Annotated in this window: 12 protein-coding genes and 1 tRNA gene; 9 read left to right on the top strand and 4 right to left on the bottom strand. The window is 74.4% G+C overall.

The window, feature by feature from the left end:
- Window positions 1-45 precede the first annotated feature (45 nt).
- The 3 genes from WME75_RS36035 to WME75_RS36025 are packed head-to-tail and all read left to right on the top strand — an operon-like array spanning window position 46 to window position 4177.
- Window positions 46-789, top strand: coding sequence for a hypothetical protein (locus tag WME75_RS36035; RefSeq protein ID WP_437480566.1), 744 nt, complete (start codon window positions 46-48; stop codon window positions 787-789).
- Window positions 786-2864 (top strand): TonB-dependent receptor plug domain-containing protein, encoded by a 2079-nt coding sequence (locus tag WME75_RS36030; protein ID WP_437480562.1) that lies wholly within the window; start codon window positions 786-788, stop codon window positions 2862-2864. Before WME75_RS36035 ends, WME75_RS36030 begins: the two co-directional genes overlap by 4 nt.
- On the top strand, window positions 2864-4177 hold the full coding sequence (locus WME75_RS36025) for a hypothetical protein (protein WP_437480559.1): 1314 nt from the start codon (window positions 2864-2866) through the stop codon (window positions 4175-4177). The genes WME75_RS36030 and WME75_RS36025 overlap by 1 nt, the downstream gene beginning before the upstream one ends.
- Before the next feature lie 64 nt (window positions 4178-4241).
- Here WME75_RS36025 and WME75_RS36020 read toward each other — a convergent pair.
- Window positions 4242-4314, bottom strand: a tRNA-Ala gene (locus WME75_RS36020).
- Between the two features lie 139 nt (window positions 4315-4453).
- Window positions 4454-5623 carry an acyl-CoA dehydrogenase family protein gene (locus tag WME75_RS36015; protein ID WP_437494993.1) on the bottom strand — a complete coding sequence of 390 codons (1170 nt, stop codon included), beginning with the start codon at window positions 5621-5623 and terminating at the stop codon, window positions 4454-4456.
- A 332-nt stretch (window positions 5624-5955) separates the two neighbouring features.
- Between WME75_RS36015 and WME75_RS36010 the strand changes: the two genes are divergently transcribed.
- From WME75_RS36010 to WME75_RS35995, 4 genes are read left to right on the top strand one after another with little or no spacing between them, the layout of a single operon-like run.
- Window positions 5956-7005 (top strand): RimK family alpha-L-glutamate ligase, encoded by a 1050-nt coding sequence (locus tag WME75_RS36010; protein WP_437480556.1) that lies wholly within the window; start codon window positions 5956-5958, stop codon window positions 7003-7005.
- A complete protein-coding gene (locus tag WME75_RS36005) occupies window positions 7002-7757 on the top strand; it encodes an enoyl-CoA hydratase/isomerase family protein (protein WP_437480555.1) in 756 nt (251 codons plus the stop codon). The genes WME75_RS36010 and WME75_RS36005 overlap by 4 nt, the downstream gene beginning before the upstream one ends.
- Window positions 7758-7759: 2 nt before the next feature.
- A complete protein-coding gene (locus tag WME75_RS36000; protein WP_437480552.1) occupies window positions 7760-10858 on the top strand; it encodes an ATP-binding protein in 3099 nt (1032 codons plus the stop codon).
- Window positions 10859-10899: 41 nt separating this feature from the next.
- On the top strand, window positions 10900-11472 hold the full coding sequence (locus WME75_RS35995) for an AAA family ATPase (protein WP_437480549.1): 573 nt from the start codon (window positions 10900-10902) through the stop codon (window positions 11470-11472).
- A gap of 139 nt (window positions 11473-11611) precedes the next feature.
- On the opposite strand, the gene WME75_RS35990 is transcribed toward WME75_RS35995, so the two are convergent.
- The gene (locus tag WME75_RS35990; RefSeq protein ID WP_437480547.1) at window positions 11612-12751 is read right to left on the bottom strand and encodes an AAA family ATPase; all 1140 of its coding nucleotides are present in this window, start codon (window positions 12749-12751) and stop codon (window positions 11612-11614) included.
- A 101-nt stretch (window positions 12752-12852) separates the two neighbouring features.
- Between WME75_RS35990 and WME75_RS35985 the strand changes: the two genes are divergently transcribed.
- On the top strand, window positions 12853-13530 hold the full coding sequence (locus WME75_RS35985; protein ID WP_437480544.1) for an RNA ligase family protein: 678 nt from the start codon (window positions 12853-12855) through the stop codon (window positions 13528-13530).
- A gap of 26 nt (window positions 13531-13556) precedes the next feature.
- Here WME75_RS35985 and WME75_RS35980 read toward each other — a convergent pair whose 3' ends face one another.
- Complete coding sequence (locus WME75_RS35980) at window positions 13557-14165, bottom strand: hypothetical protein (RefSeq protein ID WP_437480541.1); 609 nt, start codon at window positions 14163-14165, stop codon at window positions 13557-13559.
- A 116-nt stretch (window positions 14166-14281) separates the two neighbouring features.
- On the opposite strand from WME75_RS35980, the gene WME75_RS35975 reads away from it, so the two are divergent.
- Window positions 14282-14860, top strand: coding sequence for a hypothetical protein (locus tag WME75_RS35975; RefSeq protein WP_437480539.1), 579 nt, complete (start codon window positions 14282-14284; stop codon window positions 14858-14860).
- Window positions 14861-15096: the final 236 nt, after the last annotated feature.

Raw genomic sequence — 15096 nt, 5'->3', positions numbered from 1 at the left:
CGGCGCGGAGACGCCGCGGCGCGAGCTCGCTCGAACAGGTTCAGGATGTCGCTGCGCGCCCTCTTCGTCTGCCTCTGCTCCTCCGCCGGCCTCCTGTCCGGGTGCGGCGGCGTCGACGCGCCCCCGGACGACGGCTCCGGCGAGCCCGCCGCCGCTGCGGGCGGGGGCGGCTCCTGCCTCTCCGGCGGCCACGGCGGCGCTCCCGGAGCGGGCGCGGCGTCGTGCGACGGTCCGGGCGCGCGGTTCGCGACGAGCGTTGTGTCGGCCTGCCTCGGGGCAGCGCAGGCGTTCGGCCAGGACCGGCTTCCGGAGATCGTCCTCGGTCCGCCGAAGGGCGGCGGCTGCTGCGGCGGCTCGCTGGATGTGCTCTCGCTCGGAGACGGCGGGTCGATCGTGCTGGCGTTCGAGGGCAACGCGATCGTCGACGGGCCCGGGGTCGATTTCCTTGTGTTCGAGAACGCCTTCGAGCGCGGCGGCGGCGACGCCGCGAGCGTGTTCGCCGAGCTCGCCACGGTCGAGGTGAGCGAGGACGGCGCCGCATGGTCGGCGTTCCCCTGCGCCGCGGATCGCTATCCCCACGACGGCTGCGCCGGGTGGCACCCCGTGCACGCCAACCCCGACGAGAACGACGTCGATCCGCTCGACCCGTCGTCGGCGGGCGGCGACCCGTTCGATCTGGCCGAGATCGGGGTCCCGCTCGCCCGCTTCGTGCGGATCACCGATCGCGCCGGCACGCCCGACGTCTTCGACCTCGACGCGGTGGGCATCGTCCACGCGCTGTGTCCGTGAGGCGTCCCGGGGCGCTCGCCTGCGCGGCGCTCCTGGCCGTCGCCAGCCTCACCCCGCGCGCGCGGGGTGAGGAGGCGGGCGCGGGCGACACGGAGGGCACGGGAGGCGGCGGCGCGCGCGGAGCAGGAGACGAGGGCGGAGCCGCCGCGGCTGCGCCGGCCCGGCCGCGCGGCCGGGCGCTCGAGGTGCGCGTCGAGGGGCAGCGCGCGTCGACCTCGGCCGCGCGGGATCCGACCGCGGCCTCCCACGTGATCCGCGGCGACGAGCTGCGCGCGCCGGGCGCCGCGGCGTCCGCGGTGCTGAGCCGCGTCCCCGGCCTGCAGGTCTCCCGGACAGGCGCCGCGTCGGACCTCGCGACCGCGTCCATCCGGGGCGCGAGCAGCGCCGAGACGCCGGTGTACCTCGCGGGCGTCCGGCTCAACGACGACGTGACCGGCACCGCCGATCTCTCGAGGATCCCGCTCTGGATGATCCAGCGCGTCGAGGTCTACCGGGGCAACGCGCCCGAGCACGCCGATCGCCTCGGGATCGGCGGCGCCATCTTCTTCGAGCCGTCGCTGCCGCGCGCGCCCCGGGCCTCCGTGGGGCTCGGCGCGGGCAGCTTCGGCGAGCGCGCGGCGTGGGCGTCGGTGGGCCTCGGCGACGAGCGCGCGGGCGCCGTGGTCGCGGTCGGCCGGCGCGCCGCCGACAACGACTACCTCGTCACCGACAGCCGGCTGGGGCGGGCGCTGCCCAGGCCGAACGCCGACGCCGACGCCTACGACCTCTGGAGCATCGGCCGCTACAAGCTGCCCGGGGGCGGCAGCGTCACGGCGATCGGCAACGGCTTCGCGCGCGACCAGGGCGCGACCGGCCTCTCGGAGACGCCGGCGCGGGCGGCGCGGACCCACGTGCAGCGATGGCTCGGCGCGGTCACCGCGGTCGCCCCGTGCGCCCCCTCGCCGGAGGGCGGCCTCGACCGGTGCCGCCTCGAGCTCACGAGCTCGGCGATCGTCTCGAGCCAGGTCGTCCGCGATCCGCGGGGCGAGCTCGGCCTGCTGTCGCCGCTCGTCGCCAGCGCCGGCGCGCGCGGCGCCGGGCAGGCCGCCTTCCGATACCGCCCGGCCGACGACCTCTCCCTCTCGGCCTCGGCGGCCCACGAGCGCGAGCTCCTCGCGCTCGATCGCGCGGGCGGGGCGCCGCTCCGCGCGTCGCGCGCGACGTCCCGCGCCTCGGTGAGCCTGCGCTACGCGAAGGGCCCGGCGCTCGAGGGCTACGCGCTCGGCGCCGTGGAGCTCCACCGGACGAGCCTCGGCGGCGCCGGCGGTCCACGCCTCGCGTTCGAGCCGAGCGGCCGCCTCGGCGCCCGGCTCCGCCTCGCGGGCGGCGGCGTCTCGCTCTTCGGGAACCTCGGCCGCTACGTGCGCGTCCCCGTGCTCGGCGAGCTCTACGGCAGCTCCCCGATCGTCGTCGGCAACCCGGAGCTCGCGCCCGAGCGCGGCGTCTCGGCCGAGCTCGGGGTGCGCCTCGCCGCGGCGGCGCCGCGCGCGCGCGCCGCGATCTCCTGCGAGCTCCTCGGCTTCTCGCGCTTCGCCTCGGGGCTCGTCGCGCACCGCCCCGCGTTCGCCGGCGTGCTGCGGCCGTACAACGTCGCGAGCGCGCGCGTCCTCGGCCTGGAGCTCACGGCTTCGGCCTCGGCGCTCGATCACCTCCGCGCCGGCCTCGCGCTCACCGCGCTCGACCCGAGGGACACCTCGCCGGGCCGCGCGATCGCGAACGACCTCATCCCGCTCCAGTCGCGCCTCGTGGCGGCGCCGTCGCTGGAGGTGTACGCGGAGCCCGCGCGGCTCGGCGTCGACCGCGCCTCGCTCTCGGCGCGGCTCTTCTACCGCGCCTCGCGCGTCGGCGATCCCGCGGGGCTCCGGCCGCTGCCGGAGCAGGCGACGGCCGACGTGGAGCTCGCGATCCTCGCGCTCCGGCGGCGGCTCTCGGCGCGCTTCGCGATCACGAACGTCCTCGCCGCGAGGACCTTCGATCTGCTCAACCACGAGCTCCCCGGGCGGAGCTTTCACGCGGCGACGGAGGTGTGGTGGTGATGGTGTCTCGCTTCGACCTGGGGCGGGGGGCGGCCCTCGGGGCTCCCTCCCTGAAGATCCTCGCCGCGGGGGCGGCGTGCGCGCTGCTCGGCTGCAACGCGCCGGAGCCGCCGCCGAGCACCGGCGGCACGGACGTCGTCGCGGGGCCGTGCGGGCGCGGCGCCGTCGTGGTCAGCAGCGACTACCTGTCGACGAACGTCAGCCTGGTGAGCTGGGACGGCGCGGTGCTCTCCGCGTCGATCGTCTCCTCGGGCTCGAGCTCGCCCGGCCTCGCCTCGCCGCTCTCGGGGGATGTCCTCGTCCCGACGGCGCCGGTCCGCGGGGATCGGCTTGTGCTCCTCGACCGCGCCGCGTCCGTGCTCACGTGGGTCGACGTCCGGAGCGGCGAGGTGCCGGGGCAGCTCGCGGTCGCCACCGCGTTCCGCGCGAACCCGCAGGACTACGTCGAGGTCTCGCCCGGGAAGGCGTACGTCACGCGCCACGAGCCGAACCTCGACCCGGGCGCCGCGCCGATCGACGGCGGCAGCGACGTGCTCGTCGTCGACCCCGGCGCCCGCGCGATCGTCGGCCGGATCGACCTCGCGCCCGCCCTGGCCGGGGAGGATCCGGCGTTCTACCCCCGGCCGGGCCGCGCGGTGCTTGTCGATGACAGCCTCTACGTGCTCCTCGTGGCGACCTCGCTCGACTTCAGCGCGTCGGCCGAGTCGCGCCTCGTCGAGATCGACACGCGCAGCGACGCGATCCGGGAGGTCACGGTGCTCGACGGGCTCCACGGGTGCGGGGGGCTTTCGGTGTCCGCGGGCGGCTCGCGGCTCGCGGTCGTGTGCACCGGGACGTTCGGCGGCGGCGCCACGTCGAACGCCGGCGAGGCGGGCCTCGTGGTCCTCGCGCGCCGCGAGGGGGCCCTCGTCGAGGAGGCCCGCTGGACGGCCGCCGAGCTCGGCGCGGGGACGCCCGGCTTCTCGGTCGCGTTCGCCTCCGAGGACCGCCTCCTGCTCGCGACGCTCGGCCGCGACGCGCTCAGCGCGGGGGGTCCGGTCGACGACACCCTCACGGCGGTCGAGCTCGCCGGCTCCGGACCGGCGCGCGGCGAGCCCGAGGTCCTGCTGCGCTCGAAGGAGCTCCCGTCCTCCCTCGGCGAGGTGCGCTGCGCCGAGGCCTGCGGGCGGTGCCTCGCCGCCGACGCCGAGACCGAAGGGGGCGTCGTCCACCGCTTCGACGTCGGCGAGGGCAGCGGCGCGCTCGTGCACGCGGCCAGCCTGCACGTCGACCCGCGGGTCGGCTTGCCGCCGCGCTACCTCGGCGCGTTCTGAGCGAGCACGCCGGCAGGCAGGCGCGGCGTGCCGGACTCCCGCGGGAGTCCTTCGGTCCTATCGGTGGAGCTGAGGGGGATCGAACCCCTGACCTCATGACTGCCAGTCATGCGCTCTCCCAGCTGAGCTACAGCCCCGGTCGTTGGGAGCGGCAGATGTACAGCCTCTCGCTCGGCTTGTCTCTACTTTTTTTCGACCGGCGCGTTTTTTACGTCCGTGAGCGTTCGTTTGCGCTGTTTGCGCCGTTCGCGCGGTGGAGGCGCCCGCCGGCGGCCCTCAGAAGTTCATCAGCTTCGCCAGGTAGTACTTCATCGTCTCGGTCGTCCCGCCGCCGATGCGCAGGAGCCGCTGATCGCGCCAGGCGCGCGCGATCGGGAAGTCCTCGATGTAGCCCCAGCCGCCGTGGAACTGCAGGCAGGTGTCCACGACGTCGTTCGCCACGTCGCCGGCCAGGATCTTCGCCATCGAGATGAGCTTCACCGTGTCGAAGCTGATCGGCACCTTCCGCACGTACCGCTCGTCGTTGTAGTGGTCGACGCACTTGTAGGCGAACGCGCGCCCCGCCTCGCAGCGCGTGTACAGGTCCACGAACTTGTGCTGCCACGACTCGCGCTTGATGATCGGCTTGCCGAACGCCACCCGCTCGCGCCCGTACTCGACCGTGTTGTCGAGCGTCATGAACGAGCTCGCGATCGCGCCCACCGCAGCGACGAGCCGCTCGGTCTGGAAGTTCTGCATCAGGTACGCGAAGCCCTGGTCCGGCTCGCCGAGCAGGTAGCGCCGCGGCACCCGCACGTCCTCCAGGAAGAGCTCCGCCGTGTCCGAGGACTTGTTGCCGATCTTCTTCAGCTTCTTCGCGACGCTGAAGCCGGGCAGCGCCGTCGGCACGAGGAAGAACGAGCAGCCGTGGGCCCCCTTGTCCGGCGACGTCTTGGCGAGCAGCGTCACGAAGTCGGCGCGCGTCCCGTTCGTGATGAACGTCTTCTGCCCGTTCAGCACGTAGTCGTCGCCGTCCTTGCGCGCGGTCGTCCGGATCCCGGCCACGTCGCTGCCGGCCGCCGGCTCCGAGACGCCGAGCGCGGCGATCTTGTCGCCCGCGAGCGCCGGCCTGAGGAACTCGTCGATCTGCTCCTTCGTGCCGATGTCGCTGATCACCGGCGTCGCCATGTCGCTCTGCACGAGCAGCCCCATCGAGACCCCCGCCATCGTGCAGCGCACGAGCTCCTCGGCCTTCGCCGCCGAGAACCAGTAGTCGAGCCCGGCGCCGCCGTGCTCCTCCGGGAAGTGCGCGCCGAGGATCCCGAGCTCGCCGGCGCGCTTGAACACCCAGCCGGGGAAGCACTCCGACGCCTCCCACTCCTCCACATGGGGAGCGAGCTCCTTCTCTGCGAAGGCCCGCACCGTCTTCCTGAACTGCTGATGTTCCTCCGTGAACGGCTGCCACATCGCGAACCCCTCCTCGCCGGCGGACTGAAATAATTCGTACACGAAACATTTTTCAGCGCAAGCGCCGCCCACCGCCCGCGCTTCCGCCCGCGTCCGGTCCGCCGCATCGAAATCGAACGGAGCTGCAAGGGGCCGCATGGAAGCCGCATGGAAAATGAGGGCCGATGGCGCGGTGCGCGACGCGGGGCAGGCAGCGCGGGCGGTGGGGGCGTCCGAAGAACCGCGCCGAACGCGCTGAACGCGCTGAACGAGCCGAACGACGAAGAGCGAAAAATGAATCGTCTCGCGCACCCATCCACGCAGTCTGCGGGCTCTGCTAGCCTCCGGGCCACATGCGATTCCTCGTCCTGTCGCGCAACGCGTCCCTCTATTCGACGAGCCGGATCGTGCTCGCGGGGCGCGCGCGCGGTCACGACGTCAGCGTCATCGATCCGCTCGATTTCCAGATCGTGGTGTCGAGCGGTCGCCCGTCGCTGCTCGTCGGTGGCTCGGCGGTGCCCCGCTTCGACATCGTGATCCCGCGCATCGGCGCGAGCATCACGAACTACGGCCTCGCCGTCGTCCGGCAGTTCGATCTCATGGGCGTCCCGGTCCTGAACGGCGCCGTCTCGATCGCGAGGAGCCGGGACAAGCTGCGCGCGCTCCAGCTGCTCACGCGCCGCAAGCTCAACGTGCCGACCACCGTCTGCGCCAGGAACCCGGCCGGCGTCGAGGCGGCGCTCTCGCTCGTCGGCGGCTGCCCCGCGATCGTGAAGCTCCAGCAGGGGACCCAGGGCATCGGCACCATGCTCGCCGAGACGCCCCACGCGGTGCACGCGCTGCTCGAGACGTTCTGGGCCATGGGCCAGGACATCGTGCTCCAGGAGTACGTGCGCGAGTCGAAGGGGCGCGACATCCGCGTCATCGTCGTCGGCGGCCGCGTCGTCGCGTCGATGCGGCGGGTCGCCAAGCCGGGCGAGTTCCGCTCGAACCTCCACCGCGGCGGCAAGGGCGACCGGGTGAAGCTGCCGCGCTCCTACCGGAGCGTCGCGATCCGCGCCGCCAAGGCGATGGGCCTCGAGGTCGCCGGCGTCGACATGCTCGAGGCGCGCTCCGGGCCCAAGATCCTCGAGATCAACAGCTCGCCCGGGCTGGAGGGGGTCGAGCGCGCGAGCGGCGTCGACGTCGCGGGCGCGATCATCAGCTACGCCGAGCGGTACGCCGAGGAGCAGCGCGGCCTCAGCCGCCGCACGCTCGAGGCGCGGATCGCCGACGTGATCCACGACGAGCGCATGCCGGTGCCGCGGCGGTTCAGCCGCGCGGTGGAGAACGGAACGGGCGCGAGCCGCAGGAAGCCCCCGGTGCTCACGAACGGGAGGGGCGCGCGGAGGGCCGTCTCGTGACCCTCGGGGTCGAGGCGGCCGGCGATGCGGTCGTCCTCACCATCGATCGCCCCGAGCGCAGGAACGCCATCGACAGCGCCTTCGCGAGGCGCCTCGGCGAGGCGGTCCGCGTCGCCGGCTCGGACCCGCGCGTGCGCGGCATCGTGATCGCCGCGACGAGCAGCGACGTCTTCGTGGCGGGCGGCGACATCCGCGAGCTCTCCGCGCTCGCCGCGGGCGGCGCGGAGGGCGGCGAGATCCTCGCGATGTTCGAGGGCCTCGCGGCGTTCGAGGAGAGCGAGGTGCCGATCATCGCCGCGGTGCAGGGCGACGTGCTGGGCGGCGGCTGCGAGCTGCTCCTGCTCTGCGACTTCGTCCTCGTCGAGGAGCACGCCGCGCTCTCGTTCCGCCACGTCACGATGGGCCTGTCGCCGGCCTGGGGCGGGTTGACGCGGCTCTGCGAGCGGGTGGGGCCGCTGGAGGCGTCGCGGCTGCTCCTGACGGCGGAGAAGATCAGCGCCGCCGAGGCGCTCCGGATCGGCCTCGTGAGCGACGTCGTCGCGACCGGCACGGCGCGCAGCCGCGCGATCGCGCAGGTGAACCGCATCGCCAGGAGCCCGCGCGCCTCGGTCGCGGCGATGAAGCGGGCGCTGCGCAAGGTGCGCGAGGCGCTGCGCGCCTCCGCCGTCGAGGTCGAGCGGCGGGCGTTCGCCGAGCAGTGGAACGGCCCGGAGCACCGCCAGGCGATGGATGCGTTCCTGAGCAAGAAGTGACCGTGGCGCAGGGCGGGGGGTGCGGAGCGGAGGACCCGGGCGGCGCCGAGCCGACGCCGAGCGCCGAGCCTGCGCCGAGCGGGGCCGAGCCGGCGCCGGGGGGCACCGAGCCCGCGCCGGGCGGCGCCGAGCCCGCGCCGGGCGGCGCCGAGCCCGCGCCGGGCGGCGCCGAGCCCGCTCCGGAGAGCGCGCTGCACCCGCTCGTGCCGCCGACGATCGAGCACTTCATCGGCCGCCGCCCGCACCTGCGCGCCCTGCAGCGCGCCGCCGCGTCGCTCTTCATGGAGCGGCCCATCTCCGTGCTCGTTCGGGGCGGCGCGGGCATGGGCAAGAGCGCGCTCATCCACCACTTCCTGATGGGGCTCCGCCGCGACAAGGGGCCGGTCGTCCTGCGGGGGCGCTGCGCCCTCGGGGCGACCGAGTCCTACAAGGCGTTCGGGGGCGTCATGGAGTCGCTGAGCCGGTTCCTCCGGCGCGTCTCCGCCGAGGAGGTGGAGCGCCTCCTGCCGCGCGACGTCCGCGCGCTCGTCCGGGTGTTCCCGGCGCTCTCGCGCGTGCCCGCCGTCGCGTCCGCGCCGCGCGTGAGCGAGTCGCCCGACGCGCAGGAGCTGCGGCAGCGCACCTTCGCGGCGCTCCGGCAGCTGCTCTGGCGCATCGCCGAGCGCAGCCCGCTCGTCGTGGCGATCGAGGACCTCCAGTTTTGCGACGCCGACAGCGTGGCGCTCCTGCTCGAGCTCACGCGGCCGCCCGACGCGCCCGCGATGATGTTCCTCGGCAGCTACCGGACCGACGACGTGGCCACGAGCGCGCCGCTCCGCGCGCTGCTCGACGGGATGGGGCTCGCGCGCCCGGCCGCCGGGGAGGTCGAGGCCGCCCCCGGCGGCCGGGAGCGGCTCGAGCCGCTGCGCCGGGACGGCGAGCTGCGCGAGATCGAGGTCGGCCCGCTCTTGCCGCTCGAGGCCGAGGAGCTCGCGCTCGCGCTCCTCTTCGCGCGCGACGAGGGCACCCGCGCGCGGGCGGACGCCGTCGCGCGCGCGTCCGGCGGCAACCCGCGGCTGCTCGGCGAGCTCGCCCGCGACGCGCAGGCGCCGGCGGGCGAGGCCGGCGCGCAGGGCGACGCCGCGCTGGACCGGGCGCTCAAGGCGCGGCTCCACCGCCTGCCGGAGCAGGCGCTCCGGCTGATCGAGGTGATCGCCGTCGCCGGCGAGCCGATCGACGCGGCGGTCGCGGCGCGCGCGGCGAAGCTTGACGACGAGGAGCGCGCGCCGGCGATGACGCTGCTGCTCACCGAGGACCTCATCGTCGCGCGGCGCGCCGGCGAGGGGGAGCTCGTCGAGGCGTCGCACGACCTCGTGCGCGCGTCCGTGGTCGGCCGGCTCGGTCCGGAGCAGCTCGCGGCGCGGCACCGGCGGCTCGGGCGGGCGCTCGAGGCGCTCGGGACGGCGGACGCCGAGACGCTGTCGCGGCACTGGCTCGGCGCGGGCGACGCGGCGCGGGCGGGGCGGCTCGCGGCGCTCGCGGCCGAGCAGGCGGCCGAGGCGCTCGCGTTCGAGCGCGCGGCGCGGCTCTACGAGCTCGCGCTCGGCCTGCTCTCGCGCGAGGCGGAGCTCCCGGAGGCGGAGGCGCGCGCGCTCGGGGTGCGGTGCGCCGACGCGCTGGTCAACGCGGGCCAGGGGGCCGAGGCGGCGAGGCGCTACGCGGCCGCGGCGGAGGGGGCGGACAGCGCGCGGTCGCTCGAGCTCCGCCGCCGCGCCGCGGAGCAGTACCTGCGGAGCGGGCACATCGACGAGGGGCTCGATCTCGTCCGCGCCGTGCTGAGGGCGGTCGGCCTGTCGTTCCCGGAGACGCCGCGGCGCGCGCTCGTGGCGTTGCTCCTGCACCGGGCGGAGCTGCGCCTGCGGGGCCTCCGGTTCCGCGAGCGGTCCGAGGCGGAGGTGCGTCCGGAGGAGCTCGCGCGCATCGACGCCTGCTGGACGGTGACGGTGGGTCTGTCGGCCGTCGACCTGGTGCGCTCCGCCGAGTTCTCGGCGCGCGCCCTCCTGCTCGCGCTGCGCGCCGGCGAGCCCTACCGCGTCGGCCGCGCGCTCGCGTTCGAGGCCTCGTCGGCGTGCATGATGGGGGCGCCGGGCCGGGCGCGCGCGGAGGAGCTCGTCGCCGCGGTGCGCGCGCTCGCGGAGCGGCTCGACAGCCCGCACCTGCTCGGCCTGTCGATGATGGTGTCGGGCATGCTCGAGGCGTTCACGGCGGGCCGCTGGAAGGCGGCGTTCACGTGGTACGAGCGGGCCGACGAGCTGCTGCGCGACCGCTGCACCGGCGCCGCCTGGGAGCTCGTGACGACGCAGGTGATGACGTCGTGGATGCGGTACTACCGCGGGCAGATCGACGCGCTCGCGCGGACGCTGCCGGCCGTGCTCCGGGGCGCCGAGCAGCGGGGCGATCGCTATGCGGCGGCGATCTTCAGCGTGCAGGCGGTGTGGGTGGCGCTCGCGTCGGACGACGTGGCGGGCGCGCGCGGCGCGGTCCTGGGGGCGCTGTCGAGGTGGACGACGTCGGGGTTCCACCTCGAGCATTTCGTGGGGCTGCTCGGCGAGACCTACGTCGACCGGTACGCCGGCCGCGCCGGCGCCGCGATGAAGCGGCTCGCGGAGGCGTGGCCGGCGATCGAGGGCTCGATGCTGCTGATGATGCAGAACAGCCGGGTGATGGCCCACGTGGAGCGCGCGAGCACGGCGCTGGCTGCCGCCGAGGGGGCGACCGATCCCGAGCCGCTGATCCAGGCGGCGCTGCGGGACGCCGCCGCGCTTGCCCGGGAGCGGATGGCGTGGTCCGACCCGTTCGTACCGCTCCTCCGCGCGGGCGCGGCGGAGCTGCGCGGCGAGCGGGAGGAGGCGATCCTGCAGCTGGAGGTGGCGGCGGCCGGGTTCGACGCGGCGGACATGCCGCTCTACGCGGCGGCGGCGCGGCGTCAGTCGGGCGAGCTCTTCGGCGGCGAGAAGGGGCTGCAGCGGCTCCTCGAGGCGGACGCGGTGATGGCGCGGGAGCGGATCAAGAGCCCGGCGCGGTGGACGGCGATGCTGGTGCCGGGGTTCGGGCGGAGGTAGAGGAGCGGCGCGCTCCGGGGCGCCGAGGAGGATCGACCCTCATGACCACGCATGTGAGCCTGCCGGACCCTCCGTCGATGTTCCTGATCACGGGGCTCATGGCTGCCGGAAAGTCGACCGTGGCCCAGCGGCTGGCCGAGCGGCTGCCGAGGAGCGTGCATCTCCGGGGCGACGTGTTTCGCCGCATGATCGTCAGTGGACGCGCCGAGATGGGCTTCGAGCTCTCCGGGGAGGCCGAGCGGCAGCTGCGGCTCCGGTACCGTATCGCGGCGGCGGCGGCCGATCTGTATCTCCAGGCCGGGTTCACCGTCGTCCACCAGGACATCATCCTCGGATCTGGGCTCGCGGAGGTGGTGCGGTGCTACGCGCACCGTCCTCTGCACGTCGTCGTCCTCTGTCCGCGTCCCGCCGTGGTCGCGGCGCGCGAGGCGGGTCGAGCGAAGCGCGGGTATCAAGACGCCTCGGCGATCCTCGATTTCGACCGCGTATTGCGCGAGGAGACACCGCGGCTGGGTCTCTGGCTGGACACCTCGGACCTCACGGTCGAGGAGACCGTGGACGAGATCCTCGCGCGCCTGAGCGACGCGCGCGTGAACGGCGCGGACAACACATAGCGCGACGGACGGGCTGGACCGCCAAGGCGCCAGGGGGAGCAGGGGTCGGTCGATGCGGAAACCTTGCAAGGCTTGAGGGGGTCCACATGAGATCTCCCCGATTCGCCTGATCGGAGCAGGAGGGGCTCTCGGGACCTCCTCAGTCCTCTCCGCGCACCGCCAGCACGACCTCGTGCGCCTCGGTCTTCGCCGGTATCTCCCACCGCTCGATCATCCGGCGGATCGCCGCCTCCGGCACCGCCGCCTCCCGCGCGCGGTTCTGCGCGAACAGCGCCGCCGCCGGCACCTCCACGTAGACCACACGGACCCTCGCCCCGTAGTCCGCCGCCATCTGCAGCACGGGCCCGCGCCGCTGCCGCGACAGGTTCGTCGCGTTCCACACGAACCGCTCGCCGCGCCGGAGGTGCTCTTTCGCCCGCTCGCGCGCCGCCTGGACCACCTGTCCTTGCGGTTCGGTCGGATCGATCTCGAGCTCGCTCCGCAGCGCATCCATGGAGACCACCGGCCAGTCGGCGAGGTGGTTGCGGACATAGGTGTCCTTCCCGGCGCCCGGGAGCCCGCTCATCACCACGACCTCGGCGCGCGTGTCGTCGTAGACCTCCACGTCCGGGTGGCGCCCGCCGGTGAGGTCGGAGCGGAAGTACACGACGCGCGTGTGATCCGACGCGAAGGAGCGCGGCGCCCGGTAACACCCCTCGTCGCGGCAGAGCTCGCGGAAGAGCTCGATGCTGTCGACCACGCGGGCCATGTCCGCGCAGACGCGCCCGCGGATGTCGGCCTCGGCCACGAGCGCGAGCAGGTCGCAGCGCGCGTGGAGGCTGATCTCGGCGGCGACGCGCTGCGCGTCATCCCGCTCGATGAGATAGAAGGGGATCTGGTGGTAGCGCACGAGCGCGCACACCTGCTCGCGCAGCGCGAACGGCGCGTCGAGCTCCCAGAGCAGGCGGCGCGCGAGCAGCTCGCCCGCGCGCGAGTGGCCCTTGGCCGTGATCCTCCCGTCCTGCTCCCGGGTGGTCGCCGGCTTCGCCACGTCGTGGAGCAGGCAGGCGAGGTACACGACGCGCTGCTCCTCCGCCGGCAGCGCCCGCCACTCGGGCAGCCCGAGCAGCGTCTCCAGCACCATGCGGGTGTGGATCCAGACGTTGCCCTCGGCGTGGTGAATCGGGTCCTGCGGGCAGCCCTCGAGCGCGCGGACCCAGTCGAAGACCTGGAGCTCGTCCCAGGGGACACGCTCCGGATCGGGCGTGAGGAGGTCGAGGAGCGAGGACGCGGACGACATGACGGAGCACCCTGGGGCGAGCGCGCGCCGGACACAGGCGCGCAGCGCGCGAGGATCGTAGCATGTCCGCGCCCGGAGGTCGGTGCTACCCTGGCGCCGCCATGTCCGCCAAATACCCGCGCTCGTTCCACCTGCCATGGTCGCCCGGCGGCACGTCCGACGACAAGAGGATGGCCGACGTGTCGGGGCTGCTCGGCGTCGAGATCGTCATCACCGAGAAGTGCGACGGGAGCAACCTCACGTACACGCGGAAGAGCGTCTTCTCTCGCTCGCACTCGGGCCCTCCGTCCCACCCGAGCTTCGACCTCGCGAAGGCCACGCACGCGAGCATCGCTCACCTGCTCTCGGACGGCATGTCGCTCTTCTGCGAGTATTGCTATGCGGTTCACTCCATCGAATACGACGCGCTGCCGGGGTATTCGCTGGTCTTCGGCGTGCGCGACGACGCGCTGGGGCTCTTCTGGGAGTGGGATATGGTCGTGGCCCAGGCGAAGGATCTGGGGCTCCCCACGGTGCCTGTCCTGTTCCGGGGCATCGTCGAGAGCGAGCACGATCTCGAGGCGCTGACGAGCGCGCTCGCGCGCGAGCCCTCCGCGTTCGGCGGCCAGCGCGAGGGGGTGGTGGTGCGGGTCGCGGGCGAGTTCCCGGACGCGATGTTCCAGCGCAGCCTCGCCAAGTGGGTGCGGCGCGGGCACGTGCAGACGGACGAGCACTGGATGCACCAGGAGCTCCGGCCGCAGAAGCTCGCGGCGGATCCGGCGGGAGGGCCGCCGCGCTGAGGACGGCGCCGGGGCCGGCGGTGCGGCTACCGTCGTGAGGCCAGCGCCGCGAGCCGCTCGCAGAGCCTCTCGCGGAGCGGGCCGTAGGTCTTGCGGTAGTCCTCCCAGTCGAGGCGCTCGTCCGCGACGAGCTCGCGCCAGTACGGGTTCGCGGCGCCGTAGTCGTGGAGGGCGCCGGTCTCGGCGATCTGCACGGCGAAGAGCGGCACCCGGAGCGCGTGGAAGAGCTTCTTCTTCGAGGCCCCGGGGTCCTCGTCGAAGCGGGCGCCGGCCTTCTTGAAGTCGGACGCGGAGCGGCCCGCGGCCGACGCGGCGAGCTTCTTCCTGTCGAGCTTGAACGCGAAGGGCGGTCTCGTCTCCTTGAGCCGGTGCTCGGGCGGGAGGAACAGGCACTCCAGCGCGAAGACGCTGTGCTCGGCGATGGCGTTGCGGAAGGTGTCGAGCCCGTGCAGGACGACGTTGATGCCGGGCGAGAACGCGAGGTCCTGCCTCGCGTCGCGGCGCGCGAGGACGGCGACGAAATCCTCGTCGGACGTGGCGGTCGCGGTGCCGTACACGCGCGAACCGGTGCGGAATAGGCTGTGGACCTCGCCGTCGGTGTGGCCGAGGACGCGGAGCACGGTCGAAAGGCTCATGGCAGGAGTCCTCGCTCGAGGGGCCCCGGAGAATTGCCTCGTCCCCGCCCCGGCAACAAGGGCTCCCATGTCTTCGAGGTCTCGACGCCCCCCGCGTGCGGCACGACAATCCCCCGGTGCGCCTCCTCGCCGTCTGCTGGCTCTTCCTCCTCCCCCTCCTCGCCGGCTGCCATCACCGCGACGGAGCGCGCCACGACGACGGGTTCCGGTCCCGGCTGGCGCACGGCTGCAGGAGCGAGCCCGACTGCCTCGTGCTGGAGCTCGAGGCGCAGGCCCGCGTCGACCGGTGTCCTTCGTTCTGCGAGCAGGCCGAGGCCGATCTGCGTGCGTCGAGCGCCCTCGTCGCGCGCTACCGGCGGCACCGCGAGGCGCGTCAGGCGCAGATCGAGGCGCAGCGGCAGGCCGGCGAGGCCGCGGAGGCCGAGCGCCGCCGCGCCGAGCTCGAGGCCGCCGGCGAGGCGCGCGCCCCGGGGCCCGGCGAGGCGCGCGCCCCGGGGCCCGCCGAGGCGCGCGCCCCGGGGCCCGCCGAGGCGCCCGCTCCCGCGCGGCCCTCGGGTGCCGGCCGCTCCGGCCGGCCGCGGCCGGCGCCCGACGAGGGCCGCGTCTGCTGCTGCGATGGCACGCTCTCGCCGACCTGCACCTACGTGAAGCGCGGGTGCTGCTCGCACCACGGCGGCGTCTGCGCCTGCCCTTGAATGCACCTGCCGCAGCCGTCTTCGACCGCTGGAACGCCCGCGGCTCGCACGCAGCGGACGCGCGAGCTCTGCTGTCCGTGCCGACCGACGCGGCGCCAACACGGGTGATCTCCCTCTCACCCTCTGGGCCGATGAACGCCAACCACCGATGACCGTCACTCTCCTGTGAACCTGGCGTTTCCTTGACCTTGTACGTACCGTGCTCGCGCCGCCTCCGTGGGCGGCGTCTCTGTGCT

The sequence above is a fragment of the Sorangium sp. So ce1014 genome (genome assembly GCF_051521505.1).
Lineage (GTDB): Bacteria > Myxococcota_A > Polyangia > Polyangiales > Polyangiaceae > Sorangium.
This window is presented reverse-complemented; position numbering and strand designations above follow the sequence as displayed.

Bases quoted from the DNA above. Each gene is read 5' to 3' on its own strand.
- WME75_RS36035 (WP_437480566.1), top strand. From the start codon at position 46: ATGTCGCTGCGCGCCCTCTTCGTCTGCCTCTGCTCCTCCGCCGGCCTC.
- WME75_RS36025 (WP_437480559.1), top strand. From the start codon at position 2,864: ATGGTGTCTCGCTTCGACCTGGGGCGGGGGGCGGCCCTCGGGGCTCCC.
- WME75_RS36015 (WP_437494993.1), bottom strand. From the start codon at position 5,623: ATGTGGCAGCCGTTCACGGAGGAACATCAGCAGTTCAGGAAGACGGTG.
- WME75_RS36010 (WP_437480556.1), top strand. From the start codon at position 5,956: ATGCGATTCCTCGTCCTGTCGCGCAACGCGTCCCTCTATTCGACGAGC.
- WME75_RS35995 (WP_437480549.1), top strand. From the start codon at position 10,900: ATGACCACGCATGTGAGCCTGCCGGACCCTCCGTCGATGTTCCTGATC.
- WME75_RS35990 (WP_437480547.1), bottom strand. From the start codon at position 12,751: ATGTCGTCCGCGTCCTCGCTCCTCGACCTCCTCACGCCCGATCCGGAG.
- WME75_RS35985 (WP_437480544.1), top strand. From the start codon at position 12,853: ATGTCCGCCAAATACCCGCGCTCGTTCCACCTGCCATGGTCGCCCGGC.
- WME75_RS35980 (WP_437480541.1), bottom strand. From the start codon at position 14,165: ATGAGCCTTTCGACCGTGCTCCGCGTCCTCGGCCACACCGACGGCGAG.